Below are 16518 nucleotides of genomic sequence, written 5' to 3'. Positions count from 1 at the left end.
CAGGAGCGGTGACACGCCTTGCCAGCTCTCAGGGATTTGAGCCCCCCTCCCCCTGCCCCTCGTCTACTGGCCAACCGTCCAAGCCTTTCTGCGGTATCTCGCTGCCTTTCTCGATGCGTTGCTTGTGGATGTCGTGGCATGGCTTGCAAAGCGGTTGCCAGTTGTCCTGGTCCCAGAATAGCCCCTCATCGCCCTTGTGCGGCTTGATGTGGTCGACGACGGTTGCGGGCTGTCTGCTGTGCTCTGGGCACATGACGCACACAGGATGCTGCTCTAGGAAGCGCTTCCTTTCCTTACGCCAACGCCCGCCTTTGCGGTAGAGTCTGGTTTCTCTGCTCATGATTAATTCCTGCCTATTTTTCAATTTCTAGTGAATGCCCCACTCGGCGTTGACTGAATATTATTCCAGTGCTCGTTTAAATACTTATGCGATACGTCATTCAATGCTTCAACGGGCAATTCCTTTTCCAGGACAGGAACTCCCCGACCGCCGAAACCGGCTGGACAACCACCCGCAACCTGCTGACGGACCGCTCGGCGCAGGCCACGGATTTCAAATCCCAGGCCAATGCCGACCGAGCCTTGCGCGATCTCTTGCGCACTTCCCGCATTCCCAAGGCCACGGTGGTCGAGCTTACCGACGAGGGCTACTGGCCAATCTCCGATTAACACCCCTGTATGGTTCAGGCATTCCTGGTTGAAGTCCCTATGACAATTTGATTCAAACTCTCCATGAACGACGCCGCCGACTTGCAGCCCAGAGATCTCCGCATATTCAAGGAACACTTCCTTTCGCTTGAGCAAGATTTCATTAACACCATCCCGTTCGTCGAAGTGCATCCAAAGAACTTTGACGCATTCTCCACTCAATACCTGAAACTGATCCTCGCCGTTGGCGCCGAGATCGATGTCGTCACCCGCTTGCTCGCCCAGCGCTGCAACCCCAACAAACAATTCCGAGGCATGAAGGGGCGCAGCGAGGCAATATACAGCAAATACGACCTCTTTCATTTCGCCGCTGTCAAACCCCAAGATAAGCTGCTCGCCATTGGATTGGAGGGCGCAGGGCTTGCGCCTTGGGGCGTGTGGTTTCCTGGAGAAATCAATATCAATGGACAGGTGCAAAAAAACATCTCCAAAGAGCCAGATTGGTGGACAGCCTACAATGAGCTGAAGCACCACCGGCACCTGAACTTTGAAAAGGCAAATCAGAAAACCGCCATGGACAGCATGGCAGCTCTGTTTATCGCCATTAAATATCTCTACATTGATGTCGGCTCTAGCCCACATCGCTTCGAAGGCACCTTCTTTAAACTCGCCTAACCTCATGCCTTGCCCCCTTCCTGACTCCGCTCTGCATCCCGCTTGAGCGCGGCCACATGCTGGCGCCCCTGCTTACTTCGATAACGCGACAGGGTAACGCGCGGCACGCCAAAGCGCTTGGCCGCCTCGCCAACCGCGCCACACCGGGCGGGCTGCTGCTCGATCCACTCCAACGCCGCCAACACCACCTGCGGGTCATGCTTCCGCCGATGCGTGCAAACTCCCTTGGGAACGCCAAAACGCGGCTTCGGCTCCACGGGCCGCGCATCCGCCGTCAAGGCCCGCACCCGCTCCGCACTCAGCCGAATGCGCTGCAACGGCGTCTGCACGCTGGCCGTCTTGCTTTCGTAATAGGCCACACAACGCGCCACCGCCGAGCTGTCCAACAGGTTCACCATAGCTGTATCCGGTTCGTCTTCGCGTGCTTGGTCACCAGGTTGCGCAACGTCACCGGCAGCGCAAAGAAACTCGGGGCGTCCTGTATCCGCGTAATGGGCCACCCCAAATGCTCCCAGTAGTCCGCCTCCGCCGAGTAGCACGCCTTGGCGCAATCCCGCCACTGCTCACGCGGCTCACGGTGGTTGCTCCCGCCGCCGCCCTCAGCCGCCCCTTTCGCCTGACGCGTCCCCTGCTTCTGCGACGGCATGTAACCCGCCGCCTCCCAAGCGCGAATCGTGGCCTTCCAATCCTTGATCTTCTTGCCGCCGTTCATCCAGCCGTTGCCCGTCCAGTGATGGTAAAGGTATTCCGCGTCCGCCTCGGGTATCCCCTGCTCGTCGCAAAATTCCTTGATCTCCGGGAGAGAGGCGCGAGCCTTGCTCGCCTTCCCCGCCGCCGCGCGGGGTTTACCGTCTCCGTCTCTCGTCTCCGTATACGTCTCCGTCTCCGTGCGCACATGTCTGTCACGTGACGGGCATTTGACCGCCAATTGACTGCCAGGCTCGGGAAAACGGCTCTCCTTCGCCCGCGTCCGCTGGTTGAAGTTCTTGATTTCGACAAACTTCCGCTCCCGCTCATCTTGGTAGAGGGCCAGCAAGCCAGCCGTCACACACTCGTCACGCCATTGACGGACACTCGACAGTCGTATGTCAGTCAACAGCGGGAACAGCGCAGCCTTGAGCAATCGTTCGTCCCCATGAAAACGCCCAAAATCGTCGGCCTTCATAATCAGCCTCACAAAGAACCGCTCCGCCTCCGGCGCCAATTCCCCCACCGTCAGCGAGTCCGTCCAATCTCTCAAAATTCGGTTAGGCATGATATAACCCCCCAATAGTATGCTTGAACTCACATAATAAAACCGCTAACAACGCGTAAAAACCATGGAAGTTCCTCAAACAAAAGCCGATTGGGTAAAGCTGCTCAGAACAAGTGTATCTCACTTCAATGAGACTCGGGGACTCTCTAAATTCCAGCCAGTAAATTTGACCAAGGCCAACCTGAGCAAGGCCTACCTGATCGACGCCAACCTGAGCAACGCCGACCTGAGCGGGGCCAACCTGAGCGAGGCCTACCTGATCGAGGCCGACCTGAGCGAGGCCAACCTGAGTGGGGCCAACTTGAGCGAGGCCTACCTGAACGGGGCCGACCTGAGTGGGGCCGACCTGAACGGGGTCAACCTGACCGGGGCCAACCTGAATGGGGCCAACCTGAGCGGGGCCAACCTGAGCGAGGTCAATCTGAGTAAGGCCGACCTGAACGGGGCCGACCTGAGCGAGACCAACCTGAGCATGGCCAACCTGAACGGGGTCAACCTGAGCAAGGCCTTCCTGAACGAGGCCGACCTGAGTGGGGCCGACCTGAACGGGGCCGACCTGAGTGGGGCCGACCTGAACGGGGCCAACCTGAGCGAGGCCAAACTGAGCATGGCCAGACTGGGCATGGCCAACCTGAACGGGGCCAACCTGAGTGGGGCCGACCTGAACGGGGTCAACCTGACCGGGGCCAACCTGAATGGGGCCAACCTGAGCGGGGCCAACTTGAACGGGGCCAACCTGAGCGGGGCCGACCTGAGTAAGGCCAACCTGATCAAGGCCGACCTGAGTAAGGCCAATCTGAGAATGGCCTACCTGACCAATGCCGACCTTACCAATGCCGACCTGAACTGGGCCTGTCTGATCGAGGCAAACTTGATCGAGGCAAACTTGAGCGAGGCCAACCTGTTCGAGGTTCACCTCACAGATTTGCAACTCAGTCAAATTAAAAGAGATACTGGCGATTCTCGAAAATCTTCCACACAAGAAACCCAATCCCCCACGCACGAACTGCGCTTCCGCATCCCTGAAGGCATGCCCGATGAGGAAGTAGAAAAATACATCGAAGACATGGTTGCGTTGATCGACAACGCACACCGCCAAGCAGGTGGCCAAGGCATCAAAATCTTTGACGCTGGCGCCGTTGTCCCCGCTGAATCCCTGAACACGAAAACCTTCTAACCATGGCCTCCGAACGCTACATTGTAATTCGGATCGCCAATAGGGTTGATCAGCCTGGCGAACAGGAAATTCTGGATAATCAAATCGAGGACTTGTCCGAACACATCGATGCCCGCCTGGAAGCAGTGCTCGATAAGCTCGGCTACATTCCACTAGGCAACCAATACGACGACCAACCAGATGAATTTCCTGCCAAAGTTGAAGAGGAGCCAAATGCCAAACTTCGGGGCAATATCGATCAACGGCTTTACGATCAGCAGAGCAAGCCCCCGCCCGAGCTAAAAAAGCAAGCGAATGAAACCCCTGCTGAGGCCGCGAAGAAGAGCCTGCGCGAACAAGCTGGCGACCTTGCAGAGAAGTTTTGGACGAAGTTCTTTGAGACCTCTGGCGAGGAAGGAGCAAAGTTTGTTTTCGAGGCGCTAAAGTGGGTTGTAAAAGGCTCAATTCTGGTCGAAGTAATCCGCCGCATCCTCGGTTAGAAATCCTATATTTTTCTAAAACTCTCATAGAAAAACGCCCTCCGTCACCTTCTGCTTCAACAGCCCCGAAATATCGGGCTGCTGGGTTAGTGCTGCTTTCTTCAGGCTTGAAATGTGCCCCTGAGCCCAGAGATGCCAAATAGCGCGCATACTGCTTAGATTACAATCAAGCGGCTGAAATATAATGGTCGCAGGGCATTCACTTATCTTATCCTTGCAATGTTGCTTCAATAACATCTGCCATGCGGCCATGAAGCGATAAAACCCGCTAACAAAACCACCCTTACGAATATGTCCGACGATCTCACCAATGACCCATTTGACGATGACTGGTTGTCCATAACAAAAGATAAACCCAACAGACGCGCCATTGCCGAAAACCTGCGGAACATTGCCCTGTCCACAGACGAACCATTTCGTATGATGATCAGCGGCCCGTGGGGTTCTGGAAAATCGTGGTTTGTTGATCGCATGGTTGAGCTCTTCAAACAAGACTGCAGACTCAAGGTCGTTTACATCAATGCCTGGAAACTTGATTTCGCCATCGATCCGTTTATTGCCTTTGTAAGCGAAATTCAGAAGGTAATAAAATTTAAGCCCCAAACCCAAGGTGTTATCAAAAAATTGGCCACTGGACTTGCCAAAGGCACATCCTTTAATTTTGGAATAGCGTCGATAAATGGCGCTAGTCTGATTGAAGATTCTGCGGATGATATCGGCAAAGTATTGCTCGAAGACCACAAGCTGATGCTCAAATGCCGCGAGCAGCTTCAAAAGGCAATAAGAGACATTTTTGGCCCAGGGAAACCTGAAAAACTGGTGTTTGTCATCGATGAGCTCGACCGCTGCGAACCTCGCTTTGCCATCGACCTCATGGAACGAATCAAGCACTTCTTTGAGACGCAAGGGGTGGTGGTCATTGCATCGGTTGACAAAAAAGAACTGTGCAATACTGTCCGTGGCGCCTTTGGTGAAGGCATAGATGCAGAACGCTACCTGAATCGCTTTTACGACGTAGAATACCCACTTCCTAAAGGAGACATTGCTAATTTTGCAAAACTCTGTCTCAAGCTGACCTTCAAACCGCAAGTTGATGCTAATATTGTAGATGAGGAAAGCCTTGAAGGCCTCAGTGACGTTTTTGGCAGAGGCTGCGAAACGCTGAATAGCGACGCCGAGTATGACCTTCGACTGCGCGATATTCGGCAATTGGTGATGAAAACCAAAATTGTTTATGCATCTATAGGGTATCCTAACAAATATTCCGTATACCTGTCTGTATTGCTTTCGCTTATTGATCGAGGTCCATATAGTAAAAGGCTCAATGATTTTCTGAATGCCCCGCAGCAACAGCCGTCCAAAAACATCAAGAACTTCGAAGGTATGCTTGGTCTTCAACCGGGCTCCCCAATTAGTTACCTCTTTTGGCAAGAGCTCGAAGCTGAATACGAAAATTGGAACCTTGATGTAAGAAATTCCCAAGGGATAATCTTTCGAACGATACAATCCAACATAGGCAAGTTCCCTACAAGTAAGCTCACCCCAGTAAGATTTGCCCGCGCCCTCTACTTCGCCGAAGGCTTCAACATGGTTGAGCCATCTACAGGTTCGTAATTGATAGCTCATGCCATTTCGTCAAAGTAGCCACCGTTCAGCTCCTTAAAGCGCGCCAAGAACATCGTCTTGGCTGTTTCGGGTTTCCAGGGCGTGATTTTCGATTCCAGCGGTTGGATGTGCTCCAGTATCGGCCATTCGTCGTCATGCATGGGCATGAGGTCGCGTTGCTCCGTGGCCAGCAGAATCAAGTCTGCCTTTTTCACAGGCAGCGGGATGCCGTTCAGGCCGAAGCGCGTGAGCACCGCCTTTTCCACGCGCTTTTCAATTGCGCGGTAGTCGGGCAGCAGGTTCTTGAGCGGCTTCGGCACGTCGCCAATGAAGGCTTCCGGCGCATCGTGCAGCAGGCCAGCCAGCGCCAGGTAACGTGGCACCACGTGGCTCACGAGCACGCTGTGCTGAGCGACCGAGTAAAAGCCAACGCAGTGCCCGGCAAACCGGCAAACGTGCGCCAGCGCATGTGCAATGTCTTCAATGCCGAACGCGGACTGCTCCGGCTGCAGGAAATTAAAGTAGTGCCCCGACTGCGTGAGAATATCCGGCCTCATAGAAAAGCCTCCGTTTCCGAGTCCTCGACTGCGGCGGCGTCCATCGCCTTCAGGTCGCAGTAGGTTTGCGCATCCATCAGGGCGGCGCGAACGTTGCCATTGGCGCCATCGACAATTTCGTCAATGTCGTCTGCGCTTAAACTGTCACTCCAGTGCTTACGCAGAAAGGTAGCGATTTCCCTGTCTGAGGGGCTTTCGACATCGAAATGCTGAAAACGCGTTTGAAAGCGATCCGTGAGTTGTTGTAGCTCCTGATTGGAAGTGCCGATAAACGCACGTCGCCCCGGCAGGTCGTCTAGCAGTGTCAAAAGAGCGTCCTGCGCCTCACGGGTAATCAAGTCCAACTCGTCAACCACCAGCACCAGCCAACCGTCAAAGATGGAGCCACGCATGCTCTGCATCCAGTCATGCACGCGGGCCAGATTCACCGCGCGGCCATTGTGCTTTTCGATGCACACATCGGCATTCTGCTCCGATACGAGCGTACGGGCCACGAGCTTGGCGATTTCCGTTTTCCCGTTGCCCGGATCTCCATGCAGCAGGATTTTCAGGCGCGCTTCGTGGTTGTTGCGCATCGCACGCGCGCGGTTGACGAGCAGCGAGGCAATCTGCATCGACGGCCCGATAAAGTCCGTCGCATTGTGCGGCTTAAATTCACACGGTAGCATAACTACTTCCCTCCTTTCTTCTTGAGTGGATTGGCGCGGGTGGGCTTGCCATCGACCTTTCGGGGCGGCAGAAGCTCCAGCACTTGGCCGGGCTTGTTGTCGAGCCATTGACCATTGTGCAGGAAGAATTCGCCCGACGGCGCCAGCTCTTCGATTTCGCCTTCGTAGAGGCGGCCTTTTACGCGGACCAATGCCCGCTTGCCGAGTTCGGCTTTCGTGACAATGCGAGGTAGCGCCATCAGTTGGCCCCCCTTCCCATGATCAAGCTAAAGCAATGCGGCGTGCGGATGAGCAGCGGCTGCGCAGTTTCCATGAACACCTCGATTTCGTCTTCGTCGATGGCGCTCAACGTGCCCAGCGGATACTTGGCTTCCATCCAGATTTCCGCTTCGGCCCGGTCAGGCGCCGCCTGCTCAAACGGCAGGTGGTCGCGGGAATCGCCCGACTCCTGCGAACGGCAATGCAGGTAGATGCCGCGCTGGCTGGCGCGCAGCCCGAGAATGGTTCCGGCGACGGTCACGCGGTCGATCAGCTCCTTTAGCTCGCTGCGCTGCACGCGGGTGAATGGCTCGCGCTTCAAGTGCCGCTCCAGCAGCTTCGTGTAGTCGGGGAATTCGGCGGAGACGAGCTTGGTCGTCATCTGCGTGGCGCCAAAGTCGAAGTGAATGCACGCCTCGCCCCACGCCACATGGATTGCTTGCTCGCCAATGTCCAGGCGCCGCAATTGATCCGCCGCATAGATGGGCAAAAAGAATTTCCGGCCCACTGGCGTCGTGGTTTTGCAGGCGAAGTTGGCTTTGCCAAAGTGATGGCCCGGCCCGTTGATCGCCGCCAGCTCCACGCCATCGGCGGTAAACAAAAAGCTGATGCCGCAGCGATTGTAGAACGCTTCGTTGTGGCACTCGATGGGCCGTAGGAATTTCAAGGCGCGCAGCAGGTCGACCGTGGCAAACTCGCAGCGGAAGTCATCGGCGCGAGCCATGACCTTGGGCATCTCTTCCGCCGCCACGCCGGAAGCCGTGTAGGTAAAATCGCCCGAAGCAATGCGGGCCTGCGTATCGTTGAGCGCAAGCAGCTCCACGTCTTGGGCGCCCAGCGAGGAAACGGCAGTCATCAGCTTTTTGAGCGGCAGGCCAATTGCGCCCTCGCGCTCAACTTTGCAATGCAAAGTATGCGTAATGACCATGTTCAGATTGTTGCCCGTCAGGCGGATTCCCTGCCCGCTGGCTTCGATCAGCACACACGCCAGCATGGGCAAGGACGCGCGGTCATTGACCGCCCCAGCCACCACGGCCAAGGCGTCCTTCAGTTCGTTGGCAGGACAGTTAAACCGCATGATCGTTCGCCTCCATTGGAACCTTGTTGCTCGTGCGCAGAATCAAGACGGGCTCCTTATTCTTGATCCAAACCTTTTGCTCTTTCGCGATGCGGGCGGGCACGTGCTCGCAGACTTCCGCAATGGTCTTCACCGGCATGCGACGGCCCTTTTTCGATTGGTTGTAATCGTAGGCGCAGCGGAACAGGCGTTCCTCGGTCACGTAAACGGAATCCTCTTCGGGGATTTGCAGTACCCAGCCCACGGGGTCGAGGCCTTCGAGCTTGCCCTCGGGATCACTGACCATGATCACGTGTTGCTTTTTGACGGGCGGCGGCTTGTCCTCTTCGTCGCTTTGCGCGGCGAGCTCCAGATTGATGTCTTCAATAATCTGGGCAACGGTGCGGGTATCGAGCCCGTTCCGTGTCATCACCATTTTGGCGAGGTCGATTTCTACTTTTTTGCTCATCGGTTTTTCTTGGTTTTTTAAAGTGGCGCCAGCCTCCCACTGGCTTGATGCATTGCTCTGCATTGGCTCCCGTTGGTAGCGCATTTGTGGGCCGCTCTTGAACGGGACTCGAAACCATCCCAGCCCAAATTGTTATTTGTGCGTCCAGGGCTTCAACTTGCCCATGGATCGCGGGTTCTTGAATTTAAACGGAATCAGCGCCGGATCGCTGACCACCACGCGGACGGCTGGCCCGACTTCGTTGCCGATGCCCAGCACAAAGCGCACTGTCAACTGCACCTCTTTGCCGATACACTCTTCGATGGGCGCATCAATTGGCAGCCCGCAGGCCAGGCGGATAAACGCCTGATTGGTTTTGCAGAGTTCCAAGGCTTTTTTGGCGCCCTTAAAGTGGACAACCGGCCCCGTGGTAGCCTGCTTGTTTTCGCGGACGATTTCGCCAGGCAGCGTAATGCGCTCGATGGTCACCTTGGGGCTTTTCTTGGCCCCGCTTTCATCGTAGCTCAGATCGATGGCATATAGGAGTGGCGTGCTCATTGGGCGGCCTTTCCGTTGAAGATGTTGCGAAACAAATCAAAGGGATCGGACACCCTATCAATGCCCGCCTGAATGCCGCCTTGCTGTAGCGTGAACACCACGGCGTTGGCTTGGGCTTCACTTTCGCAAAGCATGGATCGGCATTCACCGCCTTTGGTTGCAATGACTTTTACCGTGCTCATCTAGGCCACCTCCCCGAAGCTTTCGAATTCTTCGTCGAAGCGATCCGTTTCCAGAATCTCGTCGTGGATGCCGGGCCAGAAGCCGGTTGCTTGCGCCTGCAGGATCGCGGTGATCGCGTTGCGGTAGCGCTCGCTTGCGTCGGAGAGTTCGGCGGGCTTGTATTTATAGACCACCACATCGGGCAGCACGGTTTCCTTTTCCACAAACACATTGAAAATGCCTGAGTGATAGCGCTCGGACATGCCCAGCGCCGAAAGCCCGTCGCGGATCATCGCGGCTTGTATATCGTAGCCTTTATCACGGATTTCGTAGCGGATTTTGCGCGGGTGAACATCGCGTGCCGTCTTCCAGTCGACAACCGCCGTCTGGCACGTTTGGTCAATGCGCGCCTTGAGCTTTTGCTTCGTTGCCGGGCAAATCCAGACGATGGTTACTTCGGTTTCGACACCTTCGTAAAGGCTCCGTGCGCTGGGGTGCTCGGACACCGCCCTGCGCATTGCCTCAACGAGCGCCAACTCCCCCTGCTTGATGATGGTCGCCTCGGGGTTCTTGCGCTGCAACGTATTCCACTCTTTCGAGTAAGGCGTTTTGGGCCCTTCGATGATGTCAGGAATGCCGGGCTCCATCTGGGCGTGAAAGGCGCGGCCAAAGTCGAAGCAATATTTTTTGCCCTCAGGCTTCATGCGTTTGCGTTTGTAGGCGCGCAGCCCATGCAGGCAGGCGGTGCGCAGTTCGCCGCTGCGAAAGGCGTCGATTGCGTCGTATTCCTCGTAAGTGAGGTTTGGGTATATTCCTGGTTCCATAATGTTTCTTGTTTTAAATAAGTTGGGTTTGCTTGGTAGCTGGACTAGTCCCGATCCTGATCATGCCTGAGCCCGCTGGAGGCGGATCTGTGTTTAAAAATGTCGCTCTAATCAGTCTTCCACACGGCGTAGACCTGGTTGACGTCAACCAGCCCAGCGGCGCACTTGATCTTGTTGCGGCGGCAGAAGGTGTAGAAATTCGCTTGGTGCTTGAATCCAAGTTCCTCCGCCACTTCCCGAGTGTTGCGCAAGTCTGGCTGAAACCGGCTGGCTCGCTGCTCCAAGCGGTCCAGCTTGGCCATGAGCGCATGTAGCAACTCGACTGACTGTTCGGCGGGTGAAAGCATGGATGATTGAAAGTGAAGGGCCGCCCGCCGTCCCTGACAGGCGACCCATGTTCTAGCTGCTAACTGACGACACAAGCGGGTGTAACCCCGCAGAAATTTGTTCGGCGGCGGCATCCATCTGCGCGTGCAGACGCTCGATGGTGCGCTCGGTTAGGGCTCTAAGAGTGGCCTCGAATTCACGCAAAAGCTCGTCCTCCGAGGATTCGGTTGGTGGTTCAGCGGTGCTCATGATGAAATGCGGTTCCCCGCTGTTGCGCAGCCTGCAGCTGCTTTTTGATAAAGTCGTTTTGGGCGTTCAGCCGTTGGTTGCGGCTCATCTCGAATTGGTAGGCGATCAGTCCGCGCACGGTCACGTAAAGCAGCCCTGCTGCGATGATGCCCATCATGACGCAATAGATGGTGATGAGGGTGTCTTTCATTTCAGGCGGCCTCCTGGTGAAGTAGTTCGCTGGCGGGCAACATGGCGTTGATGAGCGCCTTGGTGCGGGAAATTATTTGACGGGCGGCGTCGGCGCGGCGTTGCCAATCGTGGGCAAACGCGTGCTCGCCTTTGGCAGCGCTTTTCACGGCGCGTTGCTCGCAGTACTCGGCGGCCTGCTCGAAGGTTTCAAACCCAGCGCGAGCCATCAGGCCAGCGAGTGATTCGCAGAGCTGGGTGCTGGGCATGGGTGGGATGTGGCTCATGGCTAGTTCCCCTCCTTGGGTTGAATGCTGGCGAAGTTGCCTCCCTTGGGACCGTCGATGGCGGGCGGGCTAGTGAGTTCGCGGTCACCGGAAAGACGATCTTCAATGATCATCGCGACAACGGACGAAACACTGCGGCGGTCTTTGGCGGCGATTGCCTCGATTTTGGAGGCCAAGGGAGATTTGAGGTGAACGCCTATGGTCTTGGATGGCGCAATCTTTGTTTTCATAAGTTTCTTAAGAAAACTAAGAATTAAATTCGGTCAATATTTTTCTAAATAATCTTTAATTTCTTAAGAATCATGATAACAGTAGACCATTATGGCCAAAGACTATAAGACCATCGGTGTTCACATCACCCAACCGCTTCTGGGAAAACTGGAAGCTGCTGCGCTCGCGCACCGCATGAAGCCTGGTCCCTTCATTAAGCGGATTTTAGAAGACTGGGAGGCAGACGGCTGCCCCGCCCTGAAAGGTCTATCCATCGCGCAACCCGCGCCCGCTACGTCGACCAGCACGCGTGTCATCCATTTTCCCGACACCGAAGAGTGGCACACCCTGCCCTGCTATGCGGCGGCGGCGGGATCGCCAACCGATGGCGATGAATTCGAAGCCCAGTTTCAGCGCAATTACGGCGACGATTACTTTGCCGTTCGCGTCATTGGCAACTCGATGGAGCCGGAAATCAAAGACGGCTCCACAATTATCATGCTCAAGAAAGAGCGCTGGACACGCAGCCACCTACCCAAGAAGGGCGATATTTATTGCGTGATGATCGAGGGAGAACGCGTGCTCAAGCGCTACAATCGCCGTGACGCCACCCCCGAGGAAATCGAGGAAAACAAGGCGCTGGATGAGAGCGAACAATACTTGCTCAGCTCCCCCAACTCCAAACGTCCGCGCGTGGGCATCCTGGAATCTGACAATCCCGACTACCCGGAGCGTGTCGTGAAACGTGACACCCAGTTACTAGGCTGGTATGACCCAGACAATCAGCCGGAAACATAACCTGCCCATGCAGTCGGGCAAATACCAAGCTGGCTCGACAGGCTGAAAAATCGACTTGCTCGCTCTAATAATTCCCCTGCTGCCTATTCCTGGTAAAGCTTTCCATTAAGATGTTGATCTTAGCGACCTCCACATTGTTTGGGTTGTCATTCTCTCGAATCTTCACCAGAGCAAGGCGCCCCTTGCTCGTAACTGGGCTAAGGTAAATTTCGGTGTTGGAGTCAGATGGCGACGCGTCCAATCCAGCGAAATCAGCATCACGATCACTGCGCACCTGTTTCCACTCTACCCTTGGTATTTGAACCTTCACAGCCTCATCAAGCTGATTCAGTCGCAAAGCAGATGCCTGATCCTTTACCAGCGCACTATAGAATTCCTGACCACATAAGCCTTGATTGTTGAATGTCGCTTCAAGCTTAAAGCCCTTAGCGTCAAAATACCAAGTTGCGACCTGTTCCGCCTTATTGAATTCATCCGGCTTTCCGAACTGGCGAACCATATCTTGGAAGCTTTGCCCAACCATTCCAAATGCAGTTGTTGAGCCGATCAGCAGAAGGAGTATGTATTTCATGATAAAGCAACACAATGCAAATGTGATTATAAATGTCCAAATAAAACTTGCAAATCAAACATCCTCCTCAAACAACTGCACTACGCCATGCTCACCCAAAAGCGCACCGGCATCATCCTGATCAGCGAGGACCCCCGCCGACGAGCACCACATCGCCCGCGCCAAGGCGGTGATTGAGTATTACTGGCTCAAAATAGATATAATTAACTAGCACTGTCATGACCAAGAAACGAAAAGAACCAACGGACAACTCCCTCGGCATTAAGCTTACGTTGATTTCCACAGCTGGAGCGGTGCTAGTCGCTCTAATAACCATAGCTCCATCTGTTTTTAAGGGCTCGGAGAGCGATGAATCCGGAGCGGAACCATATTCAGCAACAATTAATCAGAGCATTGGCGATGAAGCTTCGATCAGCAATTCGACCGTCATTACTGGTAATGATGTCCAGATACAAAACGTAGAAAATGAGCGTTTGTATGAATTAGCAGAGAAAACCTTTCCAGAGTCCATTCACCCAGTTGTAGATCTGTCGGTTCCAATCAAGAGGCAATTGCGAGTTTTCGCCGAGGATGAGATTGAAATAGTTGGCTGGACTGACAGGGTTACTGAGGTTTGGTTTGGCAAAAGATGGGAGCCGTTCAATGATCATAAAGTCTACACTGTATGGGGCACTCCAGGTAAGCCGATTACCCCTAAATTCAAAGGATACGGCGAAATTAAACTGAAAATATCCTTTGTAAAGTATCGTGACGCACGAAGAGATTTAAGGGATGACGAATTCTCAGCACACCACTAGGAGGGCTTATTTTAGACTTGCACATTACTAGTAATTCAGCATTACTAGTTACATGAAAATACCAAACCTTAGCCATTTGCAATTTGCTGTGCTGGACTGCCTGGGTTCCAAAGAGCTAAAGGGTCGTGACTTGCGCAAGTTGCTCAAAGACGAGAAAAACGTCAAAAAGCAAGGCCCAGCGTTCTACCAACTAATGGCGCGCTTAGAAGACGCAAAGCTCGTGAAGAGCAAGGTCGAAGAAATCGACCTCGGAGAGAATCGCCTCAAAGAGAAAATCTATTGGCTCACCGGTGAAGGCGAACGTGCAATGCGCGAAACCCACTCTTTCTATGCAAACTCGAACCTGGGAGGGGTGCTATCGTGATTAAGCTGCTAAAGGAATGTATTTTGGTGGCGGCCTACCTTCGCACCAATAAAAGCGAGCAAAGCCTCGAAAAGATAAGATCCATGAGGTCGCACATTGACTTCATGGAAAAAGAGGGGATAGACCCACATTTATACACTCCTAAATATTGTGCAGACAAAAGGGCAGAATTAAATGAAGTCGAAGCTTCGGTTCGAGCTAATTTGGCAGAAGAACTGAAAGTCAGAAAAGACTTTGCAGCATTAATGCGACTACTTCCAGCAGCGATCATCCACGACTTAAAGAAGGTTAAAATATCATTGCACCTTTTAGAATATATTTTCCCGCGAAAGTATCGAGAAGGCCAATGGAATTTTGCCCGTGATGACCTGAGAATGGATCAGTTGGAGTCGTTTGCAGAGGCAAAGAGTAAGGGCGATAGAGCGTTGCTTAAGTTGATCTTTGGATGGCGTTGGGCCTGTATAATTGTGAATGCGCTGTATTGCTGCTACGTGACCGGCCCAATTCTGAAAATCTTCTCCAGCTTCTTTAAGGGCGTTTAGATCAAGCTTCCCAAAACGCCGCCCGCAACTCCGGCGGCTTGGGATGGATGTAATAGCGAGCAATCGTCGACTCCTGCGTCCCCATTTGGTCTTTTAGCTCGGACTTCGTAAAATGGTGCATGGCGTTTGAGGCGTAGGTATGGCGCAAGATATCCGCCTGCCAGTCAATTGCAGCCGCCAACAATAACGCATCGTGCTCACGGCGCAGCTCGCGCTCCAGCGGCAAGTTGCCCCATAAGTCAAAGCCGCCGATTGGCCAACCGCGCTTTTTCCATTGCCGCATTGCGGTTTCCAGTGACTGGAAAATGCGCACGTAGCGCTCAGACTGTGCGTTTTTCTGGCGCACCACCTTGATGCATCGGTGTTCGGGCACCGCATCAAGCACGACCGAATCCCAAGAAATGTGCGGCCATTCCGATTGAGGCCGCAAGCCAGCCATGGCGCACACGCGATAATAGGGCGCCAGGTAGCGCGCCAGTTTGCTCTTTTCCGCCAACTTGATCAGGCGCGCAAATTCATCATTCGTTAAAGAGCGCGGCGGCGGCGTATCCTTGCGCGGGCGAGCGATCAGCTTTACAGGATTCCGTGTGAGGATGTTGCGCGCCAGCAACCACTCACAAAAGCCATGCCAGGCAATCCAATCGTTGCGCAAATTCGTTCCGCTAACCTTGGGGCGGGTCAACCATCCAGTAAGCCCATCGGACATCAAATCAGGCACGCTAACGAGGTTCTTGGCCTTCGCAGCTTGCTTAAGGCGGTTGCGCGTCCGGGATACGTGCGGCCCGTCCGGATTGCGCTTCGTCGCCAGATATTGCTCAATGAGTGAGTCCAGCGACTCGACGCACTGCAAGCCCTGCAGCTCCTTACGGTATTTCATCGCCGCATGGTATACCTGCTCCGCATCGCCCAGCTCATTCACCGCCGCTTCCAGCCATTCGATGTCCGCTTGCTTAACCCAGGTCCGAACCGAACCCTTCGGGCGCTTTCGCCCAGCGTGCAACTCTGCCGCCTGAACCCAGGCAATGGCCTTTTCTTCGGACTTGAAATTCTTCCGCACCCGGCAGTTTGCTGGCAGCTTAATCTTGAGCTTTTCAGCGACACGCTCATCGCGTATATAGCCACTCACACGATACGCCTGCGTCCCTGTTTTTGGGTGCGCCCAAGGCAAGATTTCGAGTTCGATAGCGTCCATTGAAATGTTGCCAGAAATGTTGCCAATCCGAAAACCACTTGGCAATATCTTTCAATCGCATGCAACTGTACGATAGGCACAAAAAAGCCCTAAACCACTGGATTACAGGAAAATAGGACTTTAAACCGCTCATTTACTTGGTGGGCCCACTCGGACTTGAACCGAGGACCAAGGGATTATGAGTCCCCTGCTCTAACCAACTGAGCTACAGGCCCAAAGTATTCAATACAAACAGCTTAAGCAAGATTTGGCTGGCAGAGACTGCACCCGGAGCACCCCGATTTGGTTACCCGGAGCACTTGGGCATGGCAGATCCAAACAAAACCGAGCCTGAGAGACCTGATTTTGTCCAGTTTGCTGAATGTCTTTACCGCTATACACCGAAGAAAGCTTATTACGCTTGGATTAAAATAAACGGTAGAGAAATCAAAAAGTCTCTGAGGACACAAGACCGAAAGTACACCTAATGCAGATTGAAAAATCTCGCCGAAAGGCAAGCTCGCAGATCTGAACGTTGAATCGCGGCATATTCGCTTAAACGCCTAGAGCACTTTTCATCTAGATAGGCCGAGTCAGGTGGGGTAGAGATTGGATGCAGCGCAAGGCGGCTTTGATTGAGCGGGCTGGAAGCCCGTGATTGAA

General features: G+C 54.1%; 27 protein-coding genes and 1 tRNA gene. 9 read left to right on the top strand and 19 right to left on the bottom strand.

All coding sequences use genetic code 11. The annotated features are described in order from the left end of the window. Positions 1-28: 28 nt before the first annotated feature. Entirely contained in the window at positions 29-340 is a 312-nt protein-coding gene (locus tag RBB63_RS22115; RefSeq protein ID WP_309387495.1) for an HNH endonuclease signature motif containing protein, read from the bottom strand. 86 nt (positions 341-426) lie between these two features. Here RBB63_RS22115 and RBB63_RS22110 point away from each other — a divergent pair, with 86 nt between their 5' ends. Together RBB63_RS22110 and RBB63_RS22105 are read left to right on the top strand one after the other, a co-directional pair. Continuing rightward, a complete protein-coding gene (locus RBB63_RS22110; protein ID WP_309387493.1) occupies positions 427-669 on the top strand; it encodes a hypothetical protein in 243 nt (80 codons plus the stop codon). Between the two features lie 63 nt (positions 670-732). Further along, positions 733-1323 (top strand): hypothetical protein, encoded by a 591-nt coding sequence (locus RBB63_RS22105; RefSeq protein WP_309387492.1) that lies wholly within the window; start codon positions 733-735, stop codon positions 1321-1323. Positions 1324-1325: 2 nt separating this feature from the next. On the opposite strand, the gene RBB63_RS22100 is transcribed toward RBB63_RS22105, so the two are convergent. Further along, a complete protein-coding gene (locus tag RBB63_RS22100) occupies positions 1326-1823 on the bottom strand; it encodes a hypothetical protein (protein ID WP_309387491.1) in 498 nt (165 codons plus the stop codon). Then, the gene (locus tag RBB63_RS22095; RefSeq protein ID WP_309387489.1) at positions 1715-2578 is read right to left on the bottom strand and encodes a hypothetical protein; all 864 of its coding nucleotides are present in this window, start codon (positions 2576-2578) and stop codon (positions 1715-1717) included. The genes RBB63_RS22100 and RBB63_RS22095 overlap by 109 nt, the downstream gene beginning before the upstream one ends. A 64-nt stretch (positions 2579-2642) precedes the next feature. Here RBB63_RS22095 and RBB63_RS22090 point away from each other — a divergent pair, with 64 nt between their 5' ends. The 3 genes from RBB63_RS22090 to RBB63_RS22080 all read left to right on the top strand — a co-directional run bounded on the left by RBB63_RS22090 (position 2643) and on the right by RBB63_RS22080 (position 5848). Continuing rightward, the gene (locus RBB63_RS22090) at positions 2643-3755 is read left to right on the top strand and encodes a pentapeptide repeat-containing protein (protein ID WP_309387488.1); all 1113 of its coding nucleotides are present in this window, start codon (positions 2643-2645) and stop codon (positions 3753-3755) included. Between the two features lie 2 nt (positions 3756-3757). Further along, on the top strand, positions 3758-4234 hold the full coding sequence (locus RBB63_RS22085) for a hypothetical protein (protein WP_309387487.1): 477 nt from the start codon (positions 3758-3760) through the stop codon (positions 4232-4234). 291 nt (positions 4235-4525) lie between these two features. Beyond that, complete coding sequence (locus RBB63_RS22080) at positions 4526-5848, top strand: KAP family P-loop NTPase fold protein (protein ID WP_309387484.1); 1323 nt, start codon at positions 4526-4528, stop codon at positions 5846-5848. Positions 5849-5856: 8 nt separating this feature from the next. On the opposite strand, the gene RBB63_RS22075 is transcribed toward RBB63_RS22080, so the two are convergent. The 13 genes from RBB63_RS22075 to RBB63_RS22015 all read right to left on the bottom strand — a co-directional run bounded on the left by RBB63_RS22075 (position 5857) and on the right by RBB63_RS22015 (position 11632). After that, the gene (locus RBB63_RS22075; protein WP_309387483.1) at positions 5857-6396 is read right to left on the bottom strand and encodes a YfbR-like 5'-deoxynucleotidase; all 540 of its coding nucleotides are present in this window, start codon (positions 6394-6396) and stop codon (positions 5857-5859) included. Further along, positions 6393-7064 carry an ATP-binding protein gene (locus RBB63_RS22070; protein ID WP_309387481.1) on the bottom strand — a complete coding sequence of 224 codons (672 nt, stop codon included), beginning with the start codon at positions 7062-7064 and terminating at the stop codon, positions 6393-6395. Before RBB63_RS22070 ends, RBB63_RS22075 begins: the two co-directional genes overlap by 4 nt. A gap of 2 nt (positions 7065-7066) precedes the next feature. Further along, positions 7067-7303: a hypothetical protein gene (locus RBB63_RS22065; protein WP_309387479.1), complete on the bottom strand. Its 237-nt coding sequence runs from the start codon at positions 7301-7303 to the stop codon at positions 7067-7069. Continuing rightward, a complete protein-coding gene (locus tag RBB63_RS22060) occupies positions 7303-8400 on the bottom strand; it encodes a hypothetical protein (protein WP_309387478.1) in 1098 nt (365 codons plus the stop codon). The genes RBB63_RS22065 and RBB63_RS22060 overlap by 1 nt, the downstream gene beginning before the upstream one ends. Beyond that, a complete protein-coding gene (locus RBB63_RS22055) occupies positions 8390-8848 on the bottom strand; it encodes a hypothetical protein (RefSeq protein ID WP_309387477.1) in 459 nt (152 codons plus the stop codon). Before RBB63_RS22055 ends, RBB63_RS22060 begins: the two co-directional genes overlap by 11 nt. 132 nt (positions 8849-8980) lie before the next feature. Continuing rightward, entirely contained in the window at positions 8981-9385 is a 405-nt protein-coding gene (locus tag RBB63_RS22050; protein WP_309387476.1) for a hypothetical protein, read from the bottom strand. Further along, a complete protein-coding gene (locus RBB63_RS22045; RefSeq protein ID WP_309387475.1) occupies positions 9382-9567 on the bottom strand; it encodes a hypothetical protein in 186 nt (61 codons plus the stop codon). The genes RBB63_RS22050 and RBB63_RS22045 overlap by 4 nt, the downstream gene beginning before the upstream one ends. Then, positions 9568-10371, bottom strand: a complete 804-nt coding sequence (locus RBB63_RS22040; protein ID WP_309387474.1) for a PD-(D/E)XK nuclease-like domain-containing protein — start codon at positions 10369-10371, stop codon at positions 9568-9570. A gap of 107 nt (positions 10372-10478) precedes the next feature. Continuing rightward, entirely contained in the window at positions 10479-10718 is a 240-nt protein-coding gene (locus RBB63_RS22035) for a hypothetical protein (protein ID WP_309387473.1), read from the bottom strand. 52 nt (positions 10719-10770) lie between these two features. Beyond that, positions 10771-10947, bottom strand: coding sequence for a hypothetical protein (locus RBB63_RS22030; RefSeq protein ID WP_309387471.1), 177 nt, complete (start codon positions 10945-10947; stop codon positions 10771-10773). Further along, complete coding sequence (locus tag RBB63_RS22025) at positions 10934-11137, bottom strand: hypothetical protein (protein WP_309387469.1); 204 nt, start codon at positions 11135-11137, stop codon at positions 10934-10936. The genes RBB63_RS22030 and RBB63_RS22025 overlap by 14 nt, the downstream gene beginning before the upstream one ends. A gap of 1 nt (position 11138) precedes the next feature. Then, positions 11139-11402 (bottom strand): hypothetical protein, encoded by a 264-nt coding sequence (locus tag RBB63_RS22020; RefSeq protein WP_309387468.1) that lies wholly within the window; start codon positions 11400-11402, stop codon positions 11139-11141. Between the two features lie 2 nt (positions 11403-11404). Continuing rightward, positions 11405-11632 (bottom strand): ribbon-helix-helix domain-containing protein, encoded by a 228-nt coding sequence (locus RBB63_RS22015; RefSeq protein WP_309387467.1) that lies wholly within the window; start codon positions 11630-11632, stop codon positions 11405-11407. 91 nt (positions 11633-11723) lie between these two features. Here RBB63_RS22015 and RBB63_RS22010 point away from each other — a divergent pair, with 91 nt between their 5' ends. Continuing rightward, on the top strand, positions 11724-12410 hold the full coding sequence (locus tag RBB63_RS22010; RefSeq protein WP_309387465.1) for a S24 family peptidase: 687 nt from the start codon (positions 11724-11726) through the stop codon (positions 12408-12410). A 64-nt stretch (positions 12411-12474) separates the two neighbouring features. On the opposite strand, the gene RBB63_RS22005 is transcribed toward RBB63_RS22010, so the two are convergent. Beyond that, the gene (locus tag RBB63_RS22005) at positions 12475-12981 is read right to left on the bottom strand and encodes a hypothetical protein (RefSeq protein ID WP_309387463.1); all 507 of its coding nucleotides are present in this window, start codon (positions 12979-12981) and stop codon (positions 12475-12477) included. A 218-nt stretch (positions 12982-13199) separates the two neighbouring features. Between RBB63_RS22005 and RBB63_RS22000 the strand changes: the two genes are divergently transcribed. Genes RBB63_RS22000 through RBB63_RS21990 form a run of 3 tightly spaced genes read left to right on the top strand, consistent with a single transcriptional unit; the run spans position 13200 to position 14684 of the window. Continuing rightward, positions 13200-13778, top strand: a complete 579-nt coding sequence (locus tag RBB63_RS22000) for a hypothetical protein (RefSeq protein ID WP_309387461.1) — start codon at positions 13200-13202, stop codon at positions 13776-13778. Positions 13779-13830: 52 nt separating this feature from the next. Then, positions 13831-14142 (top strand): helix-turn-helix transcriptional regulator, encoded by a 312-nt coding sequence (locus RBB63_RS21995; RefSeq protein WP_309387460.1) that lies wholly within the window; start codon positions 13831-13833, stop codon positions 14140-14142. After that, the gene (locus tag RBB63_RS21990; protein WP_309387459.1) at positions 14139-14684 is read left to right on the top strand and encodes a hypothetical protein; all 546 of its coding nucleotides are present in this window, start codon (positions 14139-14141) and stop codon (positions 14682-14684) included. Before RBB63_RS21995 ends, RBB63_RS21990 begins: the two co-directional genes overlap by 4 nt. Position 14685: 1 nt before the next feature. Here RBB63_RS21990 and RBB63_RS21985 read toward each other — a convergent pair whose 3' ends face one another. Beyond that, positions 14686-15876, bottom strand: coding sequence for a tyrosine-type recombinase/integrase (locus RBB63_RS21985; protein ID WP_309387457.1), 1191 nt, complete (start codon positions 15874-15876; stop codon positions 14686-14688). A gap of 138 nt (positions 15877-16014) precedes the next feature. After that, a tRNA-Ile gene (locus RBB63_RS21980) sits at positions 16015-16091 on the bottom strand. Between the last annotated feature and the right edge of the window lie 427 nt (positions 16092-16518).

It is taken from the genome of Cerasicoccus frondis (genome assembly GCA_031296915.1).
Taxonomy (GTDB): Bacteria; Verrucomicrobiota; Verrucomicrobiia; order Opitutales; family Cerasicoccaceae; genus Cerasicoccus; species Cerasicoccus frondis.
The sequence above is the reverse complement of the archived record's forward strand: the minus strand, read 5'-3'. Positions and strand labels throughout refer to the sequence as shown.

Excerpts from the sequence above, each read along its gene's own strand:
- RBB63_RS22080 (WP_309387484.1), top strand. The coding sequence starts at position 4,526 with ATGTCCGACGATCTCACCAATGACCCATTTGACGATGACTGGTTGTCC.
- RBB63_RS21985 (WP_309387457.1), bottom strand. The coding sequence starts at position 15,876 with ATGGACGCTATCGAACTCGAAATCTTGCCTTGGGCGCACCCAAAAACA.
- RBB63_RS22045 (WP_309387475.1), bottom strand. The coding sequence starts at position 9,567 with ATGAGCACGGTAAAAGTCATTGCAACCAAAGGCGGTGAATGCCGATCC.
- RBB63_RS22085 (WP_309387487.1), top strand. The coding sequence starts at position 3,758 with ATGGCCTCCGAACGCTACATTGTAATTCGGATCGCCAATAGGGTTGAT.
- RBB63_RS22025 (WP_309387469.1), bottom strand. The coding sequence starts at position 11,137 with ATGAAAGACACCCTCATCACCATCTATTGCGTCATGATGGGCATCATC.
- RBB63_RS22040 (WP_309387474.1), bottom strand. The coding sequence starts at position 10,371 with ATGGAACCAGGAATATACCCAAACCTCACTTACGAGGAATACGACGCA.
- RBB63_RS22075 (WP_309387483.1), bottom strand. The coding sequence starts at position 6,396 with ATGAGGCCGGATATTCTCACGCAGTCGGGGCACTACTTTAATTTCCTG.
- RBB63_RS22055 (WP_309387477.1), bottom strand. The coding sequence starts at position 8,848 with ATGAGCAAAAAAGTAGAAATCGACCTCGCCAAAATGGTGATGACACGG.
- RBB63_RS22035 (WP_309387473.1), bottom strand. The coding sequence starts at position 10,718 with ATGCTTTCACCCGCCGAACAGTCAGTCGAGTTGCTACATGCGCTCATG.
- RBB63_RS22015 (WP_309387467.1), bottom strand. The coding sequence starts at position 11,632 with ATGAAAACAAAGATTGCGCCATCCAAGACCATAGGCGTTCACCTCAAA.
- RBB63_RS22050 (WP_309387476.1), bottom strand. The coding sequence starts at position 9,385 with ATGAGCACGCCACTCCTATATGCCATCGATCTGAGCTACGATGAAAGC.
- RBB63_RS22095 (WP_309387489.1), bottom strand. The coding sequence starts at position 2,578 with ATGCCTAACCGAATTTTGAGAGATTGGACGGACTCGCTGACGGTGGGG.
- RBB63_RS22060 (WP_309387478.1), bottom strand. The coding sequence starts at position 8,400 with ATGCGGTTTAACTGTCCTGCCAACGAACTGAAGGACGCCTTGGCCGTG.
- RBB63_RS22030 (WP_309387471.1), bottom strand. The coding sequence starts at position 10,947 with ATGAGCACCGCTGAACCACCAACCGAATCCTCGGAGGACGAGCTTTTG.
- RBB63_RS21995 (WP_309387460.1), top strand. The coding sequence starts at position 13,831 with ATGAAAATACCAAACCTTAGCCATTTGCAATTTGCTGTGCTGGACTGC.
- RBB63_RS22065 (WP_309387479.1), bottom strand. The coding sequence starts at position 7,303 with ATGGCGCTACCTCGCATTGTCACGAAAGCCGAACTCGGCAAGCGGGCA.
- RBB63_RS22105 (WP_309387492.1), top strand. The coding sequence starts at position 733 with ATGAACGACGCCGCCGACTTGCAGCCCAGAGATCTCCGCATATTCAAG.
- RBB63_RS22070 (WP_309387481.1), bottom strand. The coding sequence starts at position 7,064 with ATGCTACCGTGTGAATTTAAGCCGCACAATGCGACGGACTTTATCGGG.
- RBB63_RS22005 (WP_309387463.1), bottom strand. The coding sequence starts at position 12,981 with ATGAAATACATACTCCTTCTGCTGATCGGCTCAACAACTGCATTTGGA.
- RBB63_RS22020 (WP_309387468.1), bottom strand. The coding sequence starts at position 11,402 with ATGAGCCACATCCCACCCATGCCCAGCACCCAGCTCTGCGAATCACTC.
- RBB63_RS22010 (WP_309387465.1), top strand. The coding sequence starts at position 11,724 with ATGGCCAAAGACTATAAGACCATCGGTGTTCACATCACCCAACCGCTT.
- RBB63_RS22000 (WP_309387461.1), top strand. The coding sequence starts at position 13,200 with ATGACCAAGAAACGAAAAGAACCAACGGACAACTCCCTCGGCATTAAG.
- RBB63_RS22090 (WP_309387488.1), top strand. The coding sequence starts at position 2,643 with ATGGAAGTTCCTCAAACAAAAGCCGATTGGGTAAAGCTGCTCAGAACA.
- RBB63_RS22110 (WP_309387493.1), top strand. The coding sequence starts at position 427 with ATGCGATACGTCATTCAATGCTTCAACGGGCAATTCCTTTTCCAGGAC.
- RBB63_RS22115 (WP_309387495.1), bottom strand. The coding sequence starts at position 340 with ATGAGCAGAGAAACCAGACTCTACCGCAAAGGCGGGCGTTGGCGTAAG.